Source organism: Microbacterium sp. AC035 (assembly GCF_979258485.1).
Window position 1 is genome coordinate 968,600 of record NZ_OZ409858.1, and the last position, 20,947, is coordinate 989,546.

Consider the following 20,947-nt stretch of genomic DNA (forward strand, 5'->3'; position numbering starts at 1 on the left):
AACGTCAAGTGACCGCCCCTATCGAGGCCGGCCGACAGCCCGACTGGGATCCCACCCAGTCGCGCATCCTCGATGCGGCCGATGCGCTGATCGGACGCCGGGGTGTGCGGGGCGTGACGATCGCGGAGCTCGCTCGGCGTGCCGGTCACAGCCGTCCCACGATCTACCGCAGCTGGAGCGATGCCGATGATGTCGTGCGCGCAGCTCTACTCCGCAGGGTCGCGAGGATCCTCGAGCAGTTCCCCGCGCATGCGACCACCCGGCACGAGCTGGTCGACGACGTTCTCCGCTTCTCCGCGCTCTTCCGCGCCGACGCGGTGTACGGGCAGCTTCTCGCTGAGGAACCGGAGGCATTCACCCGGTACACGTTGCAGCGGGTGGGATCGAGTCAGCGACTGATCCTGGGCTGGCTGGCCACGGCTGTCGGCACGGCACAGCGTGGCGGCTCTGTGCGCGCAGGAGCTCCTGACGAGATCGCGGTCATGCTGCTGCTCATCGCCCAATCGGCGGTGCTCTCGCACGGAACGGTCTCTGAGCTCCTCTCAGAGGATGCCTGGGAGCGCGAGCTGAGGGCCGCGCTCGATGGGCTGCTCAGGCCATGACCGCTCACTCCCCCGATCTCAACGCAGCGCGTCGGGCCGCCGAGCTCCTTCGGGCCGGGGAGGAGACGGTCGACATCCTCGTGATCGGCGGAGGCATCACAGGCGCGGGCGTCGCACTCGACGCCGCAGCACGGGGCCTGAGCGTCACGCTTCTCGAGGCCGAAGACCTCGCGTTCGGCACCAGCCGGTTCAGCTCCAAGCTCGTGCACGGTGGACTTCGCTACCTGGCGACGGGAGACGTGGCCACCGCGAAGGAGAGCGCCTTCGAGCGCCACCTGCTGATGACACGGATCGCGCCGCACCTGATCCGTCCGCTCGGGCAGCTTCTGCCTTTCGCGACCGGGGTGACGGCGCGCCAGCGCACAGCCGGGTCGATCGGGATGGCTATGGGAGACCTGCTCCGCATGCGAGCACACACACCGAGCCGGATTCTGCCGCCGCCCCGCCTGGTCTCGGCTCGAACGGCTCAGCGCCTCGTTCCCGCACTCTCGCACACGGGATTACGGGGCGGGATGCTGTCGTATGACGGGCAGCTCGTCGACGATGCCCGCCTCGTCGTCACTGTCGCCAGGACAGCGGCGAGTCGCGGTGCTCGCATCCTCACACGGGTACGGGCGCTCGAACTGCGCAGTGATGGCGCGACAGCGCAGGACGTGCTGACGGAGGAGCGCCTGGAGATCCGTGCGCGGGCGGTCGTCAATGCCACCGGTGTCTGGGCCGGGAGCCTCGATGAGTCGATCACGGTGCGTCCCAGCCGTGGAACCCACATCGTGCTCGATGCCGCCGATCTCGGCGATCCCTCGACGGCGCTGACGATCCCCCACGAGGGCTCGATCAGCCGCTACGTGTTCGCGCTGCCTCAGCAGCACGGACGGGTGATCGTCGGGCTCACCGACGAGGATGCTCCCGGACCCGTGCCGCGCGTGCCGGCGGCCACGGAGGGCGAGATCGCGTTCCTGCTCGCCACCCTCAACCGAGTGCTTGCGGCGCCGATCAGTCGGGGTCAGGTGCGGGGCTCCTTCGCAGGGCTGCGCCCGCTCGTCGACACGGGCGCCCTCTCGACGGCGGACATCTCGCGGCGTCACCTCGTCACCGTCTCCCAGAAGGGTTTCATCAACGTCCTCGGTGGCAAGTTGACCACCTACCGGCGCATGGCAGAGGATGCGGTCGACCTTGCAGTGCACACCGCCGGACTCGACGCGGGCGCCGGCAGCACGGCCTCCCTGCGGCTCACGGACACTGCCAGCCCGGGTGGGGACACCGCGCCCGGTGAGCGCCTGTCGCGCGCCACCATCGAGTTCGCGGTCCGTGCCGAGGGCGCACTCACCGCCGACGACGTGCTCGATCGACGCACTCGCGTCGGACTCGTCGATGAGGACCGAGAGCGCCAGCGGTCACGCGTCGAATCCGTCGTCGCCGCGACCCTCTCCGCGCTCTCCTGACGACGCCGCGACCGTCGCGATCCGCGCGCACCGTATCCACCTCGCGGCAGGCGGGGTAACGCGTGCGGAACAGCGCATGAACACCTCCGCCTCCGCGTCGAAGATGGTGATCCGCGTGCGCTGGAGGAGGCACAGTGGTGGCATGGACATGCTCCTCTCGATGCTGGGTGGCAAGGGAATGTCGGGCCTCTTCAAGACCGGCACGGCGATCCTCACGATTCTGCTGGTCGTGCCGGCGCTGTTGAAGATCTTCATCGTCACGGTCGACGAGGGGTGGGCGGCGATCCGCACTCGCAACGGCAAGCCGATCATCCGGAACCGCCCGCAGCGTCGTCCCACGTCGCGCGGCGGAGCGGTCGGTGAGGTCGTCGTGCTCGACCCGGGATCGCACGGCGCATTCCCGCTCTTCTACTGGTACCGGCTCATAGATGTGCGGTGCCGGGCCACCGATCTGCCCGCGCGGGAGATGACCGGGGCCAACGGGCACCAGCACCGTGTGCATGCATCCTTCGAATGGCGTCCGATCCCGACCGGGCGAGATCTGCGGGTCTTCGAACTCGACGTCGTCAACGTCAAAGAACGCGCCTCGAACATCGTCGGCGCGGCGCTGCGCGACGTCATCCGCGGGCTCGACGGCGCGGACCTGCCGCACAACGACGAGATCAACACCCGCGTGATCGCAGCCAGTGCCGACGAGGTGCGCCGCGCGTGCGGAGTCGAACTCGTGCGCGTCATGGTCACCGGCGATGCGTTGACCGACGGCTACCTGCTCTCGACCGCGCTCCGTGACTCCGATCGCGGAGCCCAGGCCGTCGCCGCCCTCCACGCCTTGAACTGATCCGTCGGGTGCTCTGCAACCCCGCGGTCGCGTGCCGACGTGCGACCTATGAAGCCGCTCAGCGCCGCTCGTGGAGCGGCACGTCGACCGTCCCGTTCGCGCCCGCGTCGCGAGCGACAGGGATACGTGTTCCGAGCACCTGAGAGACGACGTCCTGCGCGATCTTCGACGCGGTGAGGCCTGCGTCGGCGAGGATCTGGTCCCTCGACGCATGATCGATGAACTCGTCCGGAAGCCCGAGTTCGTCGACGGCCGTGTCGATGCCCGCTTCGCGAAGCACCTGACGCACGCGAGTGCCGATGCCGCCGACCCGGATGCCGTCCTCGATGGTGATCACGAGTCGATGCCGCGCGGCCATGCTCACGATCGAGGGCTGCACGGGGATCGCCCATCGCGGGTCGATCACGGTCGCGCCGATGCCCTGCGCTCGGAGCCGCTCGGCGACATCCATCGCGAGAGCCGCGAACGGGCCGATGGCCACCAGGAGGACGTCCTCGGACTCTCCTCTCGCCAGTACGTCCACACCATCGTGCAGGCGCTCGATCGCGGGCAGCTCGGGTGCGACGTCACCCTTGGGGAATCGGATGACCGTGGGAGCGTCGTCCACGAGGACTGCCTCGTCGAGAGCCTCCGTGAGGCGCGCCCCGTCTCGAGGCGCCGCGATGCGGATGTGCGGGACGATCTGCAGCATCGCAAGGTCCCACATCCCGTGGTGGCTGGGTCCGTCCGGCCCGGTGACGCCCGCGCGATCGAGAACGAAGGTCACGCCCGCGCGATGCAATGCGACGTCCATGAGGACCTGGTCGAACGCGCGTCCCATGAACGTCGCGTACAGGGCCACGACGGGGTGCAGCCCGCCGAACGCGAGACCCGCGGCGGAGGCCACAGCATGCTGCTCGGCGATCCCCACGTCGTACACCCGGTCGGGGAACCGCTCGGCGAACGGAGCGAGTCCCGTGGGACGCAGCATCGCCGCCGTCATCGCGATGACGTCGTCGCGACGCTCGCCGACCGAGACCAGGGCGTCGGAGAAGACGTCGGTCCAGCCGGTGCCGCTCGAGGAGAGCGTCTCGCCGGTGGTCGGATCGATGCGCCCGACAGCATGGAACTGGTCGGCTTCATCATCCCGGGCGGGCTGGTATCCGCGCCCCTTCTCCGTGATCGCATGCACGATCACCGGAGCGCCATAGGACTTCGCGAGCTCGAGTGTCTCGAGGAGTGCCGGCAGGTCGTGCCCGTCGACCGGACCCAGGTACTTGATGTCGAGGTTGGAGTACAGCGCCTCGTTGTTCGTGAAGCGCGACAGGAATCCGTGCGTGCCCCCACGCACGCCTCTGAAGACCGCACGGCCGACGGGGCCGAACGCCCGGAAGAGCCGATCCGACTTGTGGTGCAGCTCCTTGTAGGCCGCGGCGGTGCGCACCCGGTTCAGGTACCGGGACATCCCGCCGATGGTCGGAGCGTAGGAGCGTCCGTTGTCGTTGACCACGATCACGAGGTTCCGGTCGTTGTCATCGGAGATGTTGTTGAGGGCCTCCCACGTCATACCACCCGTGAGGGCGCCGTCGCCGACCACCGCGACCACGTGACGATCGCCGCGACCGGTCGCGGTCAGCGCACGGGAAACCCCGTCGGCCCAGCTGAGGGAGCTCGAGGCGTGGGAGGACTCGACCACGTCGTGCGCGCTCTCCCCGCGCTGGGGATAGCCCGCGAGGCCGCCGCGGACGCGGAGAGACGAGAAGTCCTGTCGGCCCGTGAGCAGCTTGTGCACATAGGACTGGTGGCCGGTGTCGAAGATGAACGGGTCATCGGGCGAGGAGAAGGTCCGATGCAGGGCGATCGTCAGTTCGACCACACCGAGGTTCGGCCCCAGGTGTCCACCGGTGCGAGACACGTTCTCGACGAGGAACTCGCGGACCTCGCCGGCGAGTTCGATGAGCTGCTCCGCAGACAAGGAGTCGAGATCACGGGGTCCTGAGATGCTCGGAAGAATGGGCATCTGCACCTCCTCATAGGCACCATTGGCGGCATCCGATTCCGGTTCGAAGCCTGATCGATCCTACCGCGACCACCCGGGAAAGCTCGGAGAACGCCTCGCCCCTTGACACCGCGCGCGCACACGCGAAAGGGCCCGGTTCCGAAGAACCGGGCCCCTGATGTCGCTGTGATCAGACCAGCGAGCGCAGCACGTACTGCAGGATTCCGCCGTTGCGGTAGTAGTCCGCCTCGCCGGGGGTGTCGATCCGGACGACGGCGTCGAACTCGACGACCTGCTTGCCCTCGGGCGAGTCCTCGGTCGGCGTCGCGGTCACCCGCACCGTCTTCGGCGTCACACCGTTGTTGAGCTCTTCCAGACCCGAGATCGAGACGACCTCGGTGCCGTCGAGACCCAGCGACTCCCAGCTCTCCCCGGCGGGGAACTGCAGCGGGACGACGCCCATGCCGATGAGGTTCGAGCGGTGGATGCGCTCGAAGCTCTCGGTGATGACGGCCTTGACGCCCAGCAGGCTCGTGCCCTTGGCCGCCCAGTCTCGCGACGAGCCGGAGCCGTACTCCTTGCCACCGAAGATGACGAGGGGCGTGCCCTGCTCCTGGTAGTTCATGCTCGCGTCGTAGATGTACGACTGCGGTCCGCCGGGCTTCGTGAAGTCACGGGTGAAGCCACCCTCGACGACCTGGCCGTCGTTGACGGCCGAGACCATGACGTTCTTCAGGCGGATGTTCGCGAAGGTTCCGCGGATCATGACCTCGTGGTTGCCGCGACGCGATCCGAAGGAGTTGAAGTCCTTGCGATCGACGCCGTGCTCAGTGAGGTACTGCGCCGCGGGCGTGCCCGGCTTGATGTTGCCGGCGGGCGAGATGTGGTCGGTGGTGACCGAATCACCCAGGGTCGCCATGACCCGCGCGCCCTCGATGTCGCGCACCGGGGTGAGCTCCATCGTCATGCCGTCGAAGTACGGCGCCTTGCGCACGTACGTCGAGTTCTCGTCCCACTGGAAGATGTCGTCGTCCGGCGTGGGCAGGCTGCGCCAGCGCTCGTCGCCGTCGAACACGGTCGAGTACTGCTTGATGAACTGCTCACGGGAGATCGACGAGTCGACGAGCTCCTGGACCTCGGCCGGGGTGGGCCAGATGTCCCTCAGGAAGACGTCTTCGCCGTCGGTTCCCTTGCCCAGCGCGTCGTTCTCGAAGTCGAAGTGCATCGATCCGGCGAGTGCGTAGGCGATCACCAGCGGCGGGCTGGCGAGGTAGTTCATCTTGACATCGGGGCTGATGCGTCCCTCGAAGTTGCGGTTTCCGGAGAGGACTGCGGTCACGGCGAGGTCGTGATCGTTGATGGCCGCAGAGACCTCCTCGATCAGCGGACCGGAGTTGCCGATGCAGATGGTGCAGCCGTAGCCGACGGTGTAGAAGCCGAGACCTTCGAGGTCCTTGTCGAGGCCGGACTTCTCGTAGTAATCGGTAACGACCTTGGAGCCCGGGCCGAGCGTGGTCTTGACCCACGGCTTCTGCTTGAGCCCCTTCTCGAGCGCCTTGCGGGCCACCAGACCCGCGGCGATCATCACCGACGGGTTCGAGGTGTTCGTGCACGAGGTGATCGCGGCGAGGGTGACCGCACCGTTATCGAGGATGTACTTCTCGCCCGAGGGGGTCGTGACCGGCACGGGCTTCGACGCGTTCGCCGGAGCACCGCTGTTGATGTGCACGGGGCGAGTCGTGGTCGGCTCTTCCTCGCCGGGGACCGAACCGGGGTCGGATGCCGGGAAGGAGTGCTTCGACTCGAGATCGACGAGCGAGTCCGACGTCGACGCCGAGGCGTAGGCGAGGATGTCCTGCTCGAACTGCGACTTGGCCTCGGACAGGAGAATGCGGTCCTGCGGGCGCTTCGGGCCGGCGATCGACGGCACCACGGTGCCGAGGTCGAGCTCGAGGTACTCGCTGAAGACGGGCTCCTGCGAGGCGTCGTGCCAGAGCTTCTGCTCCTTGGCGTACGCCTCGACCAGAGCGACGGCCTCTTCGCTGCGGCCGGTGAGGCGCAGGTAGTCGAGGGTGACGTCGTCGATCGGGAAGATCGCCGCGGTCGAACCGAACTCGGGCGACATGTTGCCGATGGTGGCGCGGTTCGCGAGCGGCACGGATGCGACGCCCTCGCCGTAGAACTCCACGAACTTGCCGACGACGCCGTGCTTGCGCAGCAGGTCGGTGATCGTGAGCACGACATCGGTCGCCGTGACACCGGCCGGGATCTCGCCCGAGAGCTTGAAGCCGACGACGCGCGGGATGAGCATCGACACGGGCTGACCCAGCATCGCGGCCTCTGCCTCGATGCCGCCGACACCCCAGCCGAGCACGCCCAGGCCGTTCACCATGGTGGTGTGCGAGTCGGTGCCGACGCAGGTGTCAGGGTATGCGCGCAGCACGCCGTCGACGTCGCGGTCGTAGATGACCTTGGCCAGGTGCTCGATGTTCACCTGGTGCACGATGCCGGTCCCCGGGGGAACGACCTTGAAGTCGCTGAAGGCCGTCTGGCCCCAGCGCAGGAACTGGTAGCGCTCGCCGTTGCGCTCGTACTCGATCTCGACGTTGCGCTCGAGAGCGTTCTCCGAGCCGAAGAGGTCGGCGATCACCGAGTGGTCGATGACCATCTCGGCGGGCGAGAGCGGGTTGATCTTGTTCGCATCGCCGCCGAGCGCCGTCACGGCCTCGCGCATGGTGGCGAGGTCGACGATGCACGGGACGCCGGTGAAGTCCTGCATGACCACACGGGCCGGCGTGAACTGGATCTCGGTGCTCGGGTCTGCCGCAGCATCCCAGGAGCCCAGGGCTTCGATCTGCGCCTTCGTCACGTTCGCGCCGTCCTCGGTGCGAAGCAGGTTCTCGAGGAGGACCTTGAGACTGAAAGGGAGCTTGTCGAAACCGGGCACCGTGTCGATGCGGAAGATCTCGTAGTCGGTGCTGCCGACCGTCAGGGTGCTCTTGGCACCGAAGCTGTTCACCGTGGACACGATTCCGTCTCCTTCTATTCGGATGGGAGCGACAGGCGCCTCCATCTTGCTCGCCAGCGAGCCCCTGCGGCTAGCAAGGCAGACCTAACCAGTCTGCTCTGCTCGGCCTCCGGGCGAAAGCCTGCAATTTATCTTGATGTCAAGATAAATCTATCACGACCGCGTCGCCGTGTCGGCACCACGGTCGCGCGGATACAGCGCGCGCACGACGAGCCAGGTGACGGCGATCAGCGGGGCGAACAGCGGCAGACCCATGATGAGCTTGAGCGTGCCCAGAGCCGTGACATCCCCGGCCAGGTACAGCGGCAGCTGCACCGCGAGGCGGGCGAAGAACAACGCAGCCCAGGCGATGCCGAGCCACAGGAAGGCGCGGCGCTTGCGACGGTCGCTCCTCCATGCGGTGCCCTCTCCCATCAGGAAGCCGACCGCGAGACCGATCAGCGACCAGCCGATCAGGGCCGAGACGAGCATGCCGGTGCCGTAGACGGCGTTGGTGATCAGGCCGGGGACGAAGTTGTCCTCGCCCCGTCCCGTCCACAGCGCGAGCGCTGCGGCTGCCGCCGCAGCCACGAGGCCGCCGATGGCAGCCGAGGGCGGGGACTTCTGGAGCAGCCTGACGACGGTGAACACCGCCGCGAGTCCGACCGACACTCCCAGAGGCAGGATCAGGGGTTCCGGTCGGAGCGTGAACAGGATCACGAACGCGAGGCTGGGCAGCACCGATTCGAGGATGCCGCGCCACCCGCCCATCGCAGACCACACGACCTTGTGCGTCGCGTCGCTCTCCGCAGGGTCGAGACCCGCGCGGCGAGCAGCGCCGCCGAGCGCTGCCCCGACGATGTCGGATGCGCTCTGCTCGGGCTCGGGAGCCGGCGTGGTCACGCGGAGCCGGGAGTCGCGGGCATCTTCAGCGGGATCAGGTCTCGCGGAGGCATCGGAGCACCACCGCGGACCACGACGATCGACCGGAAGAGATCCTCGACCTTGGCAGCGGCCTCGAGGTCGGACGCCGCTGCTCCGCCGATGACGCCGCGGAGGAACCAGCGAGGACCGTCGATGCCGATGAACCGGGCGAGCCGCAGCTCGGAACCCTCATTCGCAGCCGCAGGGACCTCGGCGAGAAGCTCCTTGCCGAGCGGGCCCTCGCGCTCCTCGACCCGCCCGCCCTGGGTGCGGACCTGATCACGCAGCTGCACGCGGGTCTCGTCCCACAGCCCGCCGGATCGGGGCGCAGCGAACGGCTGCACCTGAAGAGAGGAGTCGGCGTAGTCGAGGCCGACGGCGACGATGCGCTTGGACTGCTCCTCGACCTCGAGGCGGAGGTTCAGCCCCTCGCGCGGCAGGATCTTGATGCCGCCGAGGTCGATGTACGGTCGCACCGGGTTCGCCTCGGAGTCGTCGAAGGGGCCCTGCGTAGCCCGGTCACCCGGTGCCGACTTCGAAGGAGTCGCGTTGTTGTCAGTCATTGATCTGTCCTGCCGAAGATGAATGGAGTCCTGCCTGGTAGCCGGTCGAGCCGAAGCCGCCCTCGCCGCGGAGGCTGTCTGGCAGCTCCTCTACCGGGATGAAGGTGGCACGCGTCACGGGCATCACGATCAGCTGCGCGATGCGATCGCCCACGGCGACATCGTACGCCGTGTGAATGTCGGTGTTGATCAGACTCACCTTGATCTCGCCGCGATACCCGGCGTCCACCGTCCCCGGCGAGTTCACGATCGAGATCCCGTGCTTGGCCGCGAGACCGCTGCGGGGCACGACGAACGCCGCGTACCCCTCCGGCAGCGCGATGCGCACGCCGGTCGCGACGAGCGCGCGCTCCCCCGGGGCCAGATGAACGGCCTCGGCCGCCACCAGATCGGCTCCGGCATCCCCGGGGTGGGCGTAGCCGGGCACCACAGAGGCGATAATGGGGACATCAACGGATTCAGTCACCCCCCGAGGCTAATGCAGAACATCGATCCTGACACGCGGACCCGCTACCGCGAGAGACTGTCCCCCAGCCTGTGGCTGCTGGTGACGGTCGCTCTTGCGGGCCCCATGGTGGCGCTCATCTTCGTGCCCATCGGCTCGACCGTCGCCCTGATCGTAGGAGCCGCGGTCTCCGCGGTGCTGGTCGTCGCCTTCATCGCCCTCGCCCCGGTCGTGTCGGTCGATGGCGACGTGCTTCGCGCCGGTCGAGCGCACATCGAGGTCCGGCATCTCGGCAGGCCCCGAGCGCTGAGCGCCGAAGAGGCACGCCAGGCGCGAGGCCCCGGACTGCCGGCGCGAGGCTGGCACCTCATCCGCGGCGGGGTCGACGGCATCGTCGTCGTTCCGAACGAGGACTCCGACGATCCGGTGGACGCCTGGACGATCTCGACGCGCACTCCCGATCGGCTGGCCGCAGCGATCACCGCAGCCCAGCGCTGACGATCGCGCCCGTCTCGCACTCACTCGCCCCGCGGCATCCGCTCTGTGCGCGATCTCGAACGACGGTTGCAGAGACGGGATGGATCAGCCCCGGAAAGACGACGCGCCCCTGACCGTGAGGTCGGGGGCGCGTGAGATCTTGTTCTCTGGTGCGCTCAGGCAGCGCACTCCTTGCAGATGGGGCCGGAAGCGCCCTCGTGATCGAGCTGCGAACGGTGCTTCACGAGGAAGCAGTTCATGCAGGTGAACTCGTCCTGCTGCGCGGGCAGCACGACGACATCGAGTTCGAGATCGGAAAGATCGGCTCCAGGAAGGTCGAAGCTGGACGGGTTGTCCGCGTCTTCGTCTCCTGACGAGCCGGAGAGCTTGTCCGGCACACGCTCCTTGAGGGCTTCGATCGACTCGGAGTCGTCTTCACTCTTGCGGGGGGCGTCGTAGTCGGTTGCCATGTGGTGAATCTCCACTTTCATGCGAGTGGGTGGTGCGCCGTCGGGGTAATCGGCGGCCATAGTTTGCATGACCGCGGAGGAATAAGCAAATGCCCGCGGCTGCGACAGACCAAACTCACGGCACGCCCAGAGTATTCCCGGCTCCGAGCGGCCCCGCGTGACACCATGAACGCACACCCATCAGAGGGGCATTCGCATGGAAAACGTCACCATCGTCGGCACAGAAGCAGGACTGCTCGTACTCGCGACCGAGTCGGGCGAGCGTTTCGCGCTGCCCATCGACGACGTCCTGCACCGTGAGATCCGGCGCGCGACCCGGCAGAGCGAGCCGACGGCTCAGCGGCTCGCCGCGAGCCCTCGCGACATCCAGGCCCAGATCCGCGCCGGCCTGACGGCACCCGAGGTGGCGGCACTCCTCGGCATCGGCGTCGATGACGTCATCCGCTTCGAAGGACCCGTCCTCGCCGAGCGCGAGCACGTCATCGGCCAGGCTCTCGCCGTGCCCGTCCTGATCGGCAGCGACGTCGAGCCCGATGCTCAGCCCACCTTCGGCACCGCGATCCGCGCCAAGCTGTCGGAGGTCGAGGCATCAGCCGAGCGCTGGGCGAGCTGGAAGGACGAGAGCGGCTGGATCATCAAGCTCGAGTTCACCGCCAACGAGGTCGAGCACGACGCCCGCTGGAGCTTCGATCCTCGCCGCAGCGCACTGGCGCCCCTCAACGCCGATGCCACCCAGCTGTCGCGCCAGGGCTCGCTGCCCGACGGTCTCATCCCTCGTCTGCGCGCTGTCGAAGCCGAACGGCAGGCATCGCCCTACAAGGACGACAGCCGCTTCGACTCCGGCGCTTTCGGCCCTCGTCTGCTGCCCGCGCCCGAGGCTGACGTCGACGACAGCATCGCGCCGGAGCGCTCGACAGCCGCCGTGCAGGATGCAGCCATCAAACGCGCCCCGGAATCAGCGACGACGAGCCCCGAGACCGCCGATCTGCTCGAGGCGCTGCGACGCCGGCGCGGTCAGCGCGAGACCGCGCCGATCCTCGACCACGCAGACGACAGCGACACGGACCAGAACCCGATCGCGCTGTTCGACGCCTTCGAGAACGTCCAGCCCCACGAGGACGACGAGCCGGAGGTCGCACCGGAGCCGTCCAACGAGGGCGGCAACGGACGCCGCAAGCGCCGCAACGCGATGCCGTCGTGGGACGAGATCGTGTTCGGAGCACGCACCGACGAATAGGGCGTCCGCAGGACCGCGGATGCAGACGCTCAGCGGGCGAAGGCGCCGAATCTGAGCAGCGGAACCTGACGCTCCTCCGGAGTCAGACCGCCATGCTGACCGATCATCCCCCGGCTGCGCTGGTCGGCTGCGGTGCCGTCGTAGACGGCCCCGTTGCCTCTCGCGACGACGAGCACATCGCCGATCCGCGACGCGGCGGCCCGTGTCACCTCGGGGCCGAAGAACCCGGATGCGATCGCCTGCTGCCGGGTGCCCACGTCGGCGAGGCCCTCGAGATCACGGCGCCACCGCTCAGCCACGACCGCCCCGTCGGCATCCGGTTCCACGTAGACGTGGAGCATCCTCGGCTCTCCGCCGATGTGCTGAACCCCCACGAGGTGCTCGGCCTCGAGCACGATCTGCCGATGCGCCGGCACGTCGATCATGCCGTGATCCGACGTCACGAGGACGCCGACACCTGGCGGCACGGGTCGCGACAGCGCGGCATCGATCTCCTCGAGCGCCGACACCCAGTGCACCGAGTCGAGACCGTACCTGTGCCCGGCCTTGTCGGCCTCCGGTAGATAGCAGTAGACCAGGGAGCCCGGGTGGCGCTCTGCGAGGTCGTAGGCCGCCTCGACGCGCTCTGCGGGTGTCTGTGCGGCGACGAAGTCGGCCCCGCGCAGCGTGGCTCGGGTGAACCCGCTCGCCGCATAGGCTGCGACGCCGACCGCGTAGGTCGGACGCCCCTCCGCTCGAGCGCGTTCGAAGACCGTCGGAGCCGCCTGCCAGGTCGCCGGATCCAGTCCTTCCGACTCCCAGCCCGTGAGCTGGTTGACCAGGATCCCCCGGGAGGGGTCGAGAACGCGATAGCCGACCAGACCGTGCTGGCCCGGCCACACCCCTGTGAGGATGCTGGTCAGAGCGGCCGCGGTGGTCGACGGGAAGACCGAGTGGGCGACATCCTTCTTCGCCATCCCCGACGTGAGCGCCCTGGCATGGCCGGAGTGGGCGCGCAGACTGATGGCGCCGAGGCCGTCGATCAAGACGAGGACGACGGATTCGGCCCGCGGCAGGCTCGCCGATTCGCCGCGCAGAGCGGCGAACACGTCGTCCGCCACCCCGACGACGCTGCGGGCTGCAAGCGACTCGGACGGTAGAATGAGGGACATCCGAGCCAGTCTGACACAGGCTCCCGTACGCCCTCAGCCTCGCACCACTCAGGATGCCCATGCCGAAGACCCCGCCTGCCGAGCTCGCCCCTGAGCGTATCCAGGACATCGATCTCGAGACAGAGATGCAGGGTTCATTCCTCGAGTACGCCTACTCGGTGATCTACTCGCGCGCTCTGCCCGACGCTCGCGACGGCCTGAAGCCCGTGCAGCGTCGCATCCTCTACCAGATGGCGGAGATGGGACTCCGCCCCGACCGCGGTCACGTCAAGAGCGCCCGCGTCGTGGGCGAGGTCATGGGAAAGCTGCACCCGCACGGCGACTCCGCGATCTACGACGCCCTCGTGCGCCTCGCCCAGGAGTGGGCTCTGCGCGTGCCTCTGGTCGACGGTCACGGCAACTTCGGCTCGCTCGACGACGGCCCCGCAGCCGCCCGCTACACCGAAGCACGGCTGGCATCCCCTGCCATGGCCCTCACCGAGAACCTCGATGAGGACGTCGTCGACTTCATCCCGAACTACGACGGCCAGTTCCAGCAGCCGTCCGTGCTCCCCGCGGCTTTCCCGAATCTCCTGGTCAACGGCGCGAGCGGCATCGCCGTGGGCATGGCGACCAACATGGCACCGCACAACCTGATCGAGGTCGTCGCCGCTGCCACGCATCTCCTCGAGAACCCTGACGCCACGACCGAAGAGCTCATGGAGTTCGTGCCCGGCCCCGACTTCCCCTCGGGCGGGATCCTGATGGGTCTCGACGGCGTCAAGGACGCGTACACGAACGGGCGGGGCGCACTGAAGGTGCGAGGCAAGGTCTCCGTCGAGCCTCTCGGCCCTCGGCGCACCGGCATCATCGTGTCCGAGCTGCCCTACATGGTCGGACCCGAGCGACTGATCGAGAAGATCCGTGATGCCGTGCAGTCGAAGAAGCTGCAGGGCATCAGCGACGTGACCGATCTCACCGATCGCAACCACGGGCTGCGCGTCGCAATCGGCATCAAGACCGGTTTCGACCCGCACGCAGTGCTCGATCAGCTCTACCGGCTCACCCCGCTCGAGGATTCCTTCAGCATCAACAACGTCGCCCTGGTCGACGGGCAGCCCCGCACGCTCGGGCTCAAGGAGATGCTTCGCGTCTACGTCGCGCACCGGCTCGAGGTGGTCACCCGTCGCAGTCGATACCGCCTCGCCCGGCGCGAAGAGCGCCTGCACCTCGTCGAGGGCCTGCTCATCGCGATCCTCGACATCGACGAGGTCATCCAGGTCATCCGCTCGTCGGACGACTCCGAACAGGCGCGCGCCCGGTTGCGCTCGGTGTTCGACCTCAGCGAGCTGCAGGCCGAGTACATCCTCGAACTGCGGCTGCGCCGCCTGACGAAGTTCTCGCGCATCGAGCTCGAGACCGAGCGAGACGCCCTGCTCGCCGAGATCGCCAGACTGCGGGAGCTGCTCGGTAGCGATGTGCTTCTCCGTGCGGTGGTAGCCGAGGAGCTGGATGCCGTGGCTGAGGCATACGGCACCCCTCGCCGCACGCTCCTGATGAACGCCGCGCCCCCGAAGCCGCGCGCCACGAAGGGCGCGGTCGACCTGCAGATCGCCGACGCTCCGACCGTGCTCGTGCTGTCGACGACCGGTCGCGCCGTGCGGGTGGACCTCGCCGAGGGCCAGGAGCTGACGCTTCCGGCGCGGCGGAGCAAGCACGACGCGATCCTGACGACGGTCGATACGACGGTTCGCGCAGAGATCGGCGCGCTGACCACGGAGGGGCGCGTGCTGCGCTTCTCCCCCGTCGACCTGCCGTCCGTGCCGTCGTCCTCCGTGCAGCTCGCAGCGGGCGCCCCGTTGCGCGACTACCTCGGGATCACCACCCGCGGAGAGCGCATCCTCGGCTTCGTCCGCTTCGACAGCGATACGCCGATCGCGCTCGGCACCGCGCAGGGCACGGTCAAGCGGATCGTCCCGTCCACGCTGCCCGTGCGGCCGGATCTCGAGGTCATCGGCATGAAGCCCGGTGACACCGTCGTCGGGGCCATGGAAGCTCAGGACGACGCCGACCTCGTCTTCGTCACGACCGACGCACAGCTGCTGCGGCTCTCGGCCTCCGCGGTCCGACCGCAGGGTGCACCCGCAGGCGGCATGGCCGGCGTCAAGCTCGGCGCCGGTTCGTCGGTGCTGTTCTTCGGCGCGGTCACGCCGGAGGCCGATGCCGTGGTCGCCACCGTCTCGGGCTCGGACAGCAGCCTGCCGGGCACCGAGCCGGGCCGCGCCAAGGTGACGTCCTTCACCGAATACCCGTCGAAGGGCCGAGCGACCGGCGGAGTGCGCGCTCACTCGTTCCTGAAGGGCGAAGACCGCCTCACGGTCGCCTGGGTCGGGCCGAGTCCCGCGCAGGCCGTCGATCCGACAGGCGCTGTGCGCAAGCTCCCCGAACCCGGTGCACGACGCGATGCATCCGGTCAGCCGATCGACGGCGTGATCGGGAGCATCGGTCGCACTCTGGTCTGAGCGCCAGGGAGAGTACGATCTCTCCCTGGCGCTGACCTGACAGCCGCCGTCCGGCTCAGAGTCGGAGAGCGAGGATGTTGGCGGTGAGGCCCGCGGCCGTGCCGCAGAGGATCACCGTGTCGCCCGGCTCGACGCGACCGCTCTCGAGCGCCCGGATGAGCATGAACGGCACGGACGACGAGACCATGTTGCCGAAGTCCCGCACCTCGTCGATCCGACGGTCTGCCGGGATCCCGAGGCGGTCGAGCATCGGTCCGAGCGCCGCAGACGCCTGGTGCGGAACCCAGAGAGCGACATCCTCGTGCGAGATGCCCGATCGTCGATGGAACGCGTCGAAGAACTCGGGAAGCACGCGCATCATCCCCAGCAGCGCCCGGCGTCCGTTCATGTCGAAGAGGTAATCGGCGGGATCCCCCGCGGAATAGGCCTGGGCGGGCGATCTCGACAGCCCTCCTCTGATCTCCGTGTCGTGCGCGTACGCGGGCCAGGTGCGTTGAGCGCTGGCGATCACGCCTCGATCGGGGTCGGCGGAGCGGCGCAGCACGACGGCCGCGCCTGCATCGCTGAAGAGCTCGAAGCTCTCCCGCTGCTCCGGATTCAGGAATCGCGTTCCCACGTCTCCCGCGAACACCAGGATCGTGTCGTGATCACCGGCATCGAGATACCGCGAGGCGATGTCCAGACCGGTGATGAAACTCGTGCAGGTCGAGTTCACGTCGAAGGCCGCTGCGTGGCCTGTGAGCGAGAGCCTCTCCAGCACGAGCGCGGCCGTGCACGGGATGGGCTGGATTCCCGCGGCCGAGGCGCCGAGAACGAGGTCGACGTCGTCGGCCGTGATGCCCGCGTGCGCGAGTGCCCGCTCGCACGCCTCGGTCAGCATGTCGAGATGGGACACGTCGTCGTCGATGCGATACCGCGTCTGGTCCCCGAACCGCACGACACGCGAAGGCAGAGACGTCCCCCAGCCCACGATCTCGCAATTCCTCACCATCGCCGGTCCCCCCATTCCTGCACCACGCGGCGCAGCTTCACGGATCCGTCGCTCACGAAGTCGATGAATGTGAGAGCCGGTCGCTCGCACGCCAGCCGATCGGCCAACGCGTGCACCTCGCCTTCGACGAGACCCCGCGATCGATCGTCGAGGGTGTCGAGCGCGATCTGCAGGTGCGACTCGCCGATCTGAGTGATGCGGTACTCGTCGAATCCGTCGGCGTACAGCAGTGCGCGTGCGATCACATCGGCGAAGACGGGCAGATCGCGGCCGTCGAGCGAGCGGAAGACCAGGGTGTCGCCCTCTCGGCCCTCGATGCGCTCGATCGCCGTGAGCGCACTGCCGCAGGGGCACGGTCGGGTCCGCACGCGCAGGACGTCGCCGAGCCGATACCTGACGATCGGCTGCGCACGACGGCGAAGATCCGTCACGATCGGCGTGAACCGCTCGGCATCCAATGCGTCGCGCTCGACCAGGATGTCGTCTTCATTGAGATGGATCACACCGTGCTCGCAGGTGTGCGCCAGGAACCCCTCCGTGCACTGGTAGAGCTGGTGCAGAAGGGGCTGACCGAGTGAAGCCGTGATTCGCCGCTCGTCGGCTATCTCCAGCACCTCGGCCACCGAATACACCCGCTGCGGCATGATGTCGAGCCGACCTGCATCGGCCGCACGCGCGATCAGTCTGAGCACCGACGGCGGAGCGACCAGGATGGTCGGTCGGTACTCTCCCAGCCGGGTGATGTTGTCATCCATGTCGGCGTACACGTCGAAGTAGCGGAAGGACACCGCCCGTGAGCCGACCGACTCGTACAGACTGTTGTCCGCGCGGAGGAACAGCGCGATCCGGTGTCCGAGAAGTGTGCCCCGCGGGAGCGTGCGGGCGAGCACGGTTCCCACCCAGGCATCGCGCTCGGCACTGCTGACGACGAAGAGGCCGCGGTGCCCGCTGGTCCCGCTCGAGAGGCCGACCGAGTTCGAGCCCAGATCCGCGTCGAAGTCTCGGGAGCGCTCGTTCGCGATCGCCAGCGCGAGTGCCTCGCTCTTTCCGACGCCGACGGTGTTGATCTCGTCGAATCGACTCATCATGACGCTTTTGTCCATGAGGGGCAGTTCCGAGAACGAGCGCGTCGCCAGGAGGTCACGGAAGTACGGCGACCGCCGTCGCAGGAATCTCAGGTGCGAGCGCAGCAGGCGCCTCTGACGCCGCTCGATCGCGGCCCGAGTCCGCAACGGGCGCAGCCACCGCACCGCGACGAACTCGCGCAGGATCCTGAGCTTCGACATCAGCTCAACAGCTCCTTCGCGTCGAGCGGATCATGGCTGCAGACCACACGGATGCCGGCGGCCGCGAGTACGCCGAGACTCCGCGCCGTGGCGGCGTATCGATCCGCATCGTGCTGGACCGCCCGGGGCAGTGCCTTCAGGTTCCCCGACACGTGGATCAGGTCGTTCCCCCATGCCGCATCGCCTGCGAGCAGGACACGGCGCTCGATCAGCGCGCCGAGGTGACCGTCGGCATGGCCGGGCAGATCGAGCAGGAGGTATGAGCCGTCGCCGAGAAGATCGTGAGCGCGCAGCACGGTGCCGCCGAGCTCGACGGTGGAGAAGGCCTCCTCGCCGATCACGATCCGCTCGGCATCCGGGAACCAGGTCGGGAGCAGGCCGGTGAGCACCCCCGCGCGCAGACGTGGGGCCGAGAGCGTCCGCTCGTGGCCCGCGCTGAGCACGAAGGTCGCATGCGGGAAGCGACGGACTCCCCCGACGTGGTCCGGATGCAGGTGCGACAACACGACGTGGGTGACGGATGCCGGGTCGACGCCGTCCGCGCGAAGCCGTGCGGCCACATCGTCGGAGCCCCTGATGACCGGAGGGAGCAGAAGCCGGTAGACGGCACCACGCCAGCCGGTGTGCCACGGTCCCGTCGCATAGCCGGTGTCGAACAGCACGCGCCGGCCGTCCGCGGCGTCGTAGAGGAATACGCCGGACGGGAACTCGCGGACTCCACGCGCTCCCCCGCGGAACATCGCACCGACGTCGTGCGACGTGCTGCCGCAGGTGTAGTGACGGAGGCGGCCTGTCATCTGCTCTCCCCCAGGTGAGCGGCGACAGCGGCGAGGGCATCATCGAGTGACACCTCGGGGTGGTAGCCGAGGTCCGCCTTCGCGCGGGTGATGTCGAGCGTCTGCGAATAGGCGATGGTGCTGAGCGTGTACCGGGTGAGCGCAGGCTCGGGTCGCCACGGCAGCATCGAGCAGACGCCCTCCATCGCGGAGGCCAGGGCCCAGGCCACCCGTCGGTTCATCGGGCGGAACCGCGGGGCCTGGCCCATCCTCGCGAGGAGGATCGTCAGCAGCTCGCGGAATCGGCGCGGGTCGTCGTTGGTGATGTTGTACACCCCGCCCGCGGCATCTCCTCGGGTGACCGCGAGCCTCAGCGCCGAGGCGACGTTCTCGACCGCCGTGACGTCGATGAGATTGTCGCCTCCATCGAAGACCGGCACGCCCACCCTGGCATGCACATCCAGCAGCCTCGGCACGAGGCTCGGGTCGCCCACGCCGATCAGACCGCGAGGACGCACGATCACGAGCTCGGCTATCGCCCCGCTGTCCAGCCCATCGAGCAGCAGGTCCTCTGCGGCGATCTTCGACCGGATGTAGCCGTTGAGACGGTTGCTGCGGTCGACGTCGGGTTCCCGGACGGCGATGCGGTCGCGGGCCGCGGCATAGACGCTGGGCGACGACACGTGCACGATCCGTCTGACCCCGTTGCGGCGGGCGAACTCGACGACGTGACCTGTGCCCACGACATTCACCTCGTGGAAGTCCTTCCACGGACCCCACGGCGTCGACAGCGCCGCGCAGTGGATCACGGCATCCAGCGGCAGGTCGCGAAGGCGGAGCGAAGCGAGATCACCGGGCACGCGATGCGCGGCGTCGGCGATTCGCGCGAGCGCCTGCTCGTTGCGACCGGCGGCGAAGACCTCGTATCCGTGTCGCTGCAGCTCGGGCACGACGTAGCCGCCGAGGAACCCGCTCGCCCCCGTCACCAGCACACGGGCTCCGGACATGCTCATCACGATAGTCGTCCTATTGTGGTCGAGTGCGCATCGCCATGGTCACCGACTACTACCTGCCCACGCTCGGTGGCGTGCAGACCGCCATCAAGGCGCACAGAGAAGCGCTCGAGCACGCAGGGCACGAGGTCGTCGTCTTCGCGCCGCTCACCGACCCCAGCGATGACCCGCAGGTCGTGCGCCTTCCGACCGCCCGAGCCTTCGCGCCGGACGGATACCCGTTCGCCTGGCCACCCTCAGCGGTGGCGGCGGCCCTCACCGAAGGTCTGCGCTCACACGCGATCGAGATCGTCCACGTGCACACCGAGATGTTCGCGGCGCTGGGCGGTTTCGAGGCGGCGAGGGCGCTCGGCATACCCGTCGTGCAGACCATGCACGGGCGCATCGACGTGTACACCCGCTCCGTGCTCCCGCTGCCCTCGATCACGACGGCGCTGCTCGCGACCATGCACCGTCGCCGCATGAGCCACGCCCGCGCGACGGTCGACAGCGACGCACCGTACGCGAAGACGCGCACGGCACAGCGCATGTGGAGACTCATGGTCAGCCAGGCGAACCATGCCGATCAGGTCATCGTGCCCTCGGCGCACTTCGCGGCGAAGCTCTCGGCTCAGGGTGTGCACACGCCGCTCACGGTGATCTCGAACGGCCTGGAGGCGACCGTACTCGAGGAGGTCGGCGCTCCCCCGCCACGCACGCTCGAACCCGGGGAGCCGTTGAGGGTGATGTGGTGCGGCAGGCTGTCGCCCGAGAAGCGCCCTGAGGTGTTCGTCGACGCCGTGAGGCAGGTCCCCGGCATCCGCGCCGAGATGTTCGGCGACGGCGTGGCCAGACGCCGCGTCTCCTCGGCATCGGACGGGATGCCGCCCGGCCGGCTCACGGTGCACGGCGGTGTCGCGCAGTCGCGCGTCCTCGAAGCGATGCGGGGCGCTCACGTCCTGGTGTCGAGCTCTCTCGACTTCGACAATCAGCCGATGGTGATCCTCGAGGGGATCGCCGCGGGGCTGCCGGTCATCGTCGCGGACCCGGATCTCCTCGAGATGCTGCCCGCGGACGGAGGTCTCGTCTCACGCACACCGGATGCCGACGGCCTGGCGACCGCGATCCGAGAGTTGCGCGACGATCCTGCACGGCTCACGCTCATGAGCGCAGCCGCACTCGCTCATCGCGACCGTGTCGCTCAGGACACGCACCGCGACGCGCTGCTGGGCGTCTATCGGGCCGCTCTGGCGCTGAATCGCTGAAC

18 protein-coding genes are annotated in these 20,947 nt (G+C 68.3%); 7 read left to right on the forward strand and 11 right to left on the reverse strand.

The features are described from left to right. Positions 1-8: 8 nt before the first annotated feature. From ACZ0AA_RS04660 to ACZ0AA_RS04670, 3 genes are all read left to right on the forward strand, one after another. On the forward strand, positions 9-602 hold the full coding sequence (locus ACZ0AA_RS04660; protein WP_463512259.1) for a TetR/AcrR family transcriptional regulator: 594 nt from the start codon (positions 9-11) through the stop codon (positions 600-602). Beyond that, positions 599-2,044, forward strand: coding sequence for a glycerol-3-phosphate dehydrogenase/oxidase (locus tag ACZ0AA_RS04665; protein ID WP_463512260.1), 1,446 nt, complete (start codon positions 599-601; stop codon positions 2,042-2,044). Before ACZ0AA_RS04660 ends, ACZ0AA_RS04665 begins: the two co-directional genes overlap by 4 nt. A gap of 76 nt (positions 2,045-2,120) precedes the next feature. Continuing rightward, positions 2,121-2,882 (forward strand): SPFH domain-containing protein, encoded by a 762-nt coding sequence (locus ACZ0AA_RS04670; protein ID WP_400860171.1) that lies wholly within the window; start codon positions 2,121-2,123, stop codon positions 2,880-2,882. A gap of 58 nt (positions 2,883-2,940) precedes the next feature. Here ACZ0AA_RS04670 and dxs read toward each other — a convergent pair whose 3' ends face one another. From dxs to dut, 5 genes are all read right to left on the reverse strand, one after another. Beyond that, on the reverse strand, positions 2,941-4,881 hold the full coding sequence (gene dxs / locus ACZ0AA_RS04675; protein ID WP_400860169.1) for a 1-deoxy-D-xylulose-5-phosphate synthase: 1,941 nt from the start codon (positions 4,879-4,881) through the stop codon (positions 2,941-2,943). A gap of 169 nt (positions 4,882-5,050) precedes the next feature. Then, positions 5,051-7,888 carry an aconitate hydratase gene (locus ACZ0AA_RS04680; protein WP_400860167.1) on the reverse strand — a complete coding sequence of 946 codons (2,838 nt, stop codon included), beginning with the start codon at positions 7,886-7,888 and terminating at the stop codon, positions 5,051-5,053. Between the two features lie 153 nt (positions 7,889-8,041). Beyond that, entirely contained in the window at positions 8,042-8,770 is a 729-nt protein-coding gene (locus ACZ0AA_RS04685) for a DUF3159 domain-containing protein (protein WP_463512261.1), read from the reverse strand. Beyond that, positions 8,767-9,354: a DUF3710 domain-containing protein gene (locus tag ACZ0AA_RS04690; protein WP_311257136.1), complete on the reverse strand. Its 588-nt coding sequence runs from the start codon at positions 9,352-9,354 to the stop codon at positions 8,767-8,769. Before ACZ0AA_RS04690 ends, ACZ0AA_RS04685 begins: the two co-directional genes overlap by 4 nt. Then, entirely contained in the window at positions 9,347-9,820 is a 474-nt protein-coding gene (gene dut, locus ACZ0AA_RS04695; RefSeq protein ID WP_400860163.1) for a dUTP diphosphatase, read from the reverse strand. Before dut ends, ACZ0AA_RS04690 begins: the two co-directional genes overlap by 8 nt. Before the next feature lie 12 nt (positions 9,821-9,832). On the opposite strand from dut, the gene ACZ0AA_RS04700 reads away from it, so the two are divergent. Continuing rightward, positions 9,833-10,297 carry a DUF3093 domain-containing protein gene (locus ACZ0AA_RS04700; protein ID WP_463512262.1) on the forward strand — a complete coding sequence of 155 codons (465 nt, stop codon included), beginning with the start codon at positions 9,833-9,835 and terminating at the stop codon, positions 10,295-10,297. A 155-nt stretch (positions 10,298-10,452) separates the two neighbouring features. Here the strand turns inward: ACZ0AA_RS04700 and ACZ0AA_RS04705 are convergent, their stop codons facing one another. Beyond that, positions 10,453-10,746: a DUF4193 domain-containing protein gene (locus tag ACZ0AA_RS04705; protein ID WP_042540214.1), complete on the reverse strand. Its 294-nt coding sequence runs from the start codon at positions 10,744-10,746 to the stop codon at positions 10,453-10,455. A 196-nt stretch (positions 10,747-10,942) separates the two neighbouring features. Here ACZ0AA_RS04705 and sepH point away from each other — a divergent pair, with 196 nt between their 5' ends. Further along, entirely contained in the window at positions 10,943-11,983 is a 1,041-nt protein-coding gene (gene sepH / locus ACZ0AA_RS04710; protein ID WP_463512263.1) for a septation protein SepH, read from the forward strand. Positions 11,984-12,012: 29 nt separating this feature from the next. Here the strand turns inward: sepH and ACZ0AA_RS04715 are convergent, their stop codons facing one another. Then, positions 12,013-13,134, reverse strand: a complete 1,122-nt coding sequence (locus tag ACZ0AA_RS04715) for an alkaline phosphatase family protein (protein WP_463512264.1) — start codon at positions 13,132-13,134, stop codon at positions 12,013-12,015. Positions 13,135-13,193: 59 nt separating this feature from the next. On the opposite strand from ACZ0AA_RS04715, the gene ACZ0AA_RS04720 reads away from it, so the two are divergent. Next, entirely contained in the window at positions 13,194-15,635 is a 2,442-nt protein-coding gene (locus ACZ0AA_RS04720) for a DNA gyrase/topoisomerase IV subunit A (protein WP_463512265.1), read from the forward strand. 55 nt (positions 15,636-15,690) lie between these two features. Here ACZ0AA_RS04720 and ACZ0AA_RS04725 read toward each other — a convergent pair whose 3' ends face one another. From ACZ0AA_RS04725 to ACZ0AA_RS04740, 4 genes are all read right to left on the reverse strand, one after another. After that, entirely contained in the window at positions 15,691-16,530 is an 840-nt protein-coding gene (locus ACZ0AA_RS04725) for a 3-oxoacyl-ACP synthase III family protein (protein WP_400860154.1), read from the reverse strand. A gap of 89 nt (positions 16,531-16,619) precedes the next feature. Next, entirely contained in the window at positions 16,620-17,912 is a 1,293-nt protein-coding gene (locus ACZ0AA_RS04730) for a F390 synthetase-related protein (RefSeq protein WP_463512266.1), read from the reverse strand. After that, a complete protein-coding gene (locus tag ACZ0AA_RS04735) occupies positions 17,912-18,709 on the reverse strand; it encodes an MBL fold metallo-hydrolase (protein WP_463512267.1) in 798 nt (265 codons plus the stop codon). Before ACZ0AA_RS04735 ends, ACZ0AA_RS04730 begins: the two co-directional genes overlap by 1 nt. After that, entirely contained in the window at positions 18,706-19,695 is a 990-nt protein-coding gene (locus ACZ0AA_RS04740) for an NAD-dependent epimerase/dehydratase family protein (RefSeq protein WP_463512268.1), read from the reverse strand. The genes ACZ0AA_RS04735 and ACZ0AA_RS04740 overlap by 4 nt, the downstream gene beginning before the upstream one ends. Positions 19,696-19,727: 32 nt before the next feature. On the opposite strand from ACZ0AA_RS04740, the gene ACZ0AA_RS04745 reads away from it, so the two are divergent. Then, on the forward strand, positions 19,728-20,945 hold the full coding sequence (locus ACZ0AA_RS04745) for a glycosyltransferase (protein ID WP_463512269.1): 1,218 nt from the start codon (positions 19,728-19,730) through the stop codon (positions 20,943-20,945). Positions 20,946-20,947: the final 2 nt, after the last annotated feature.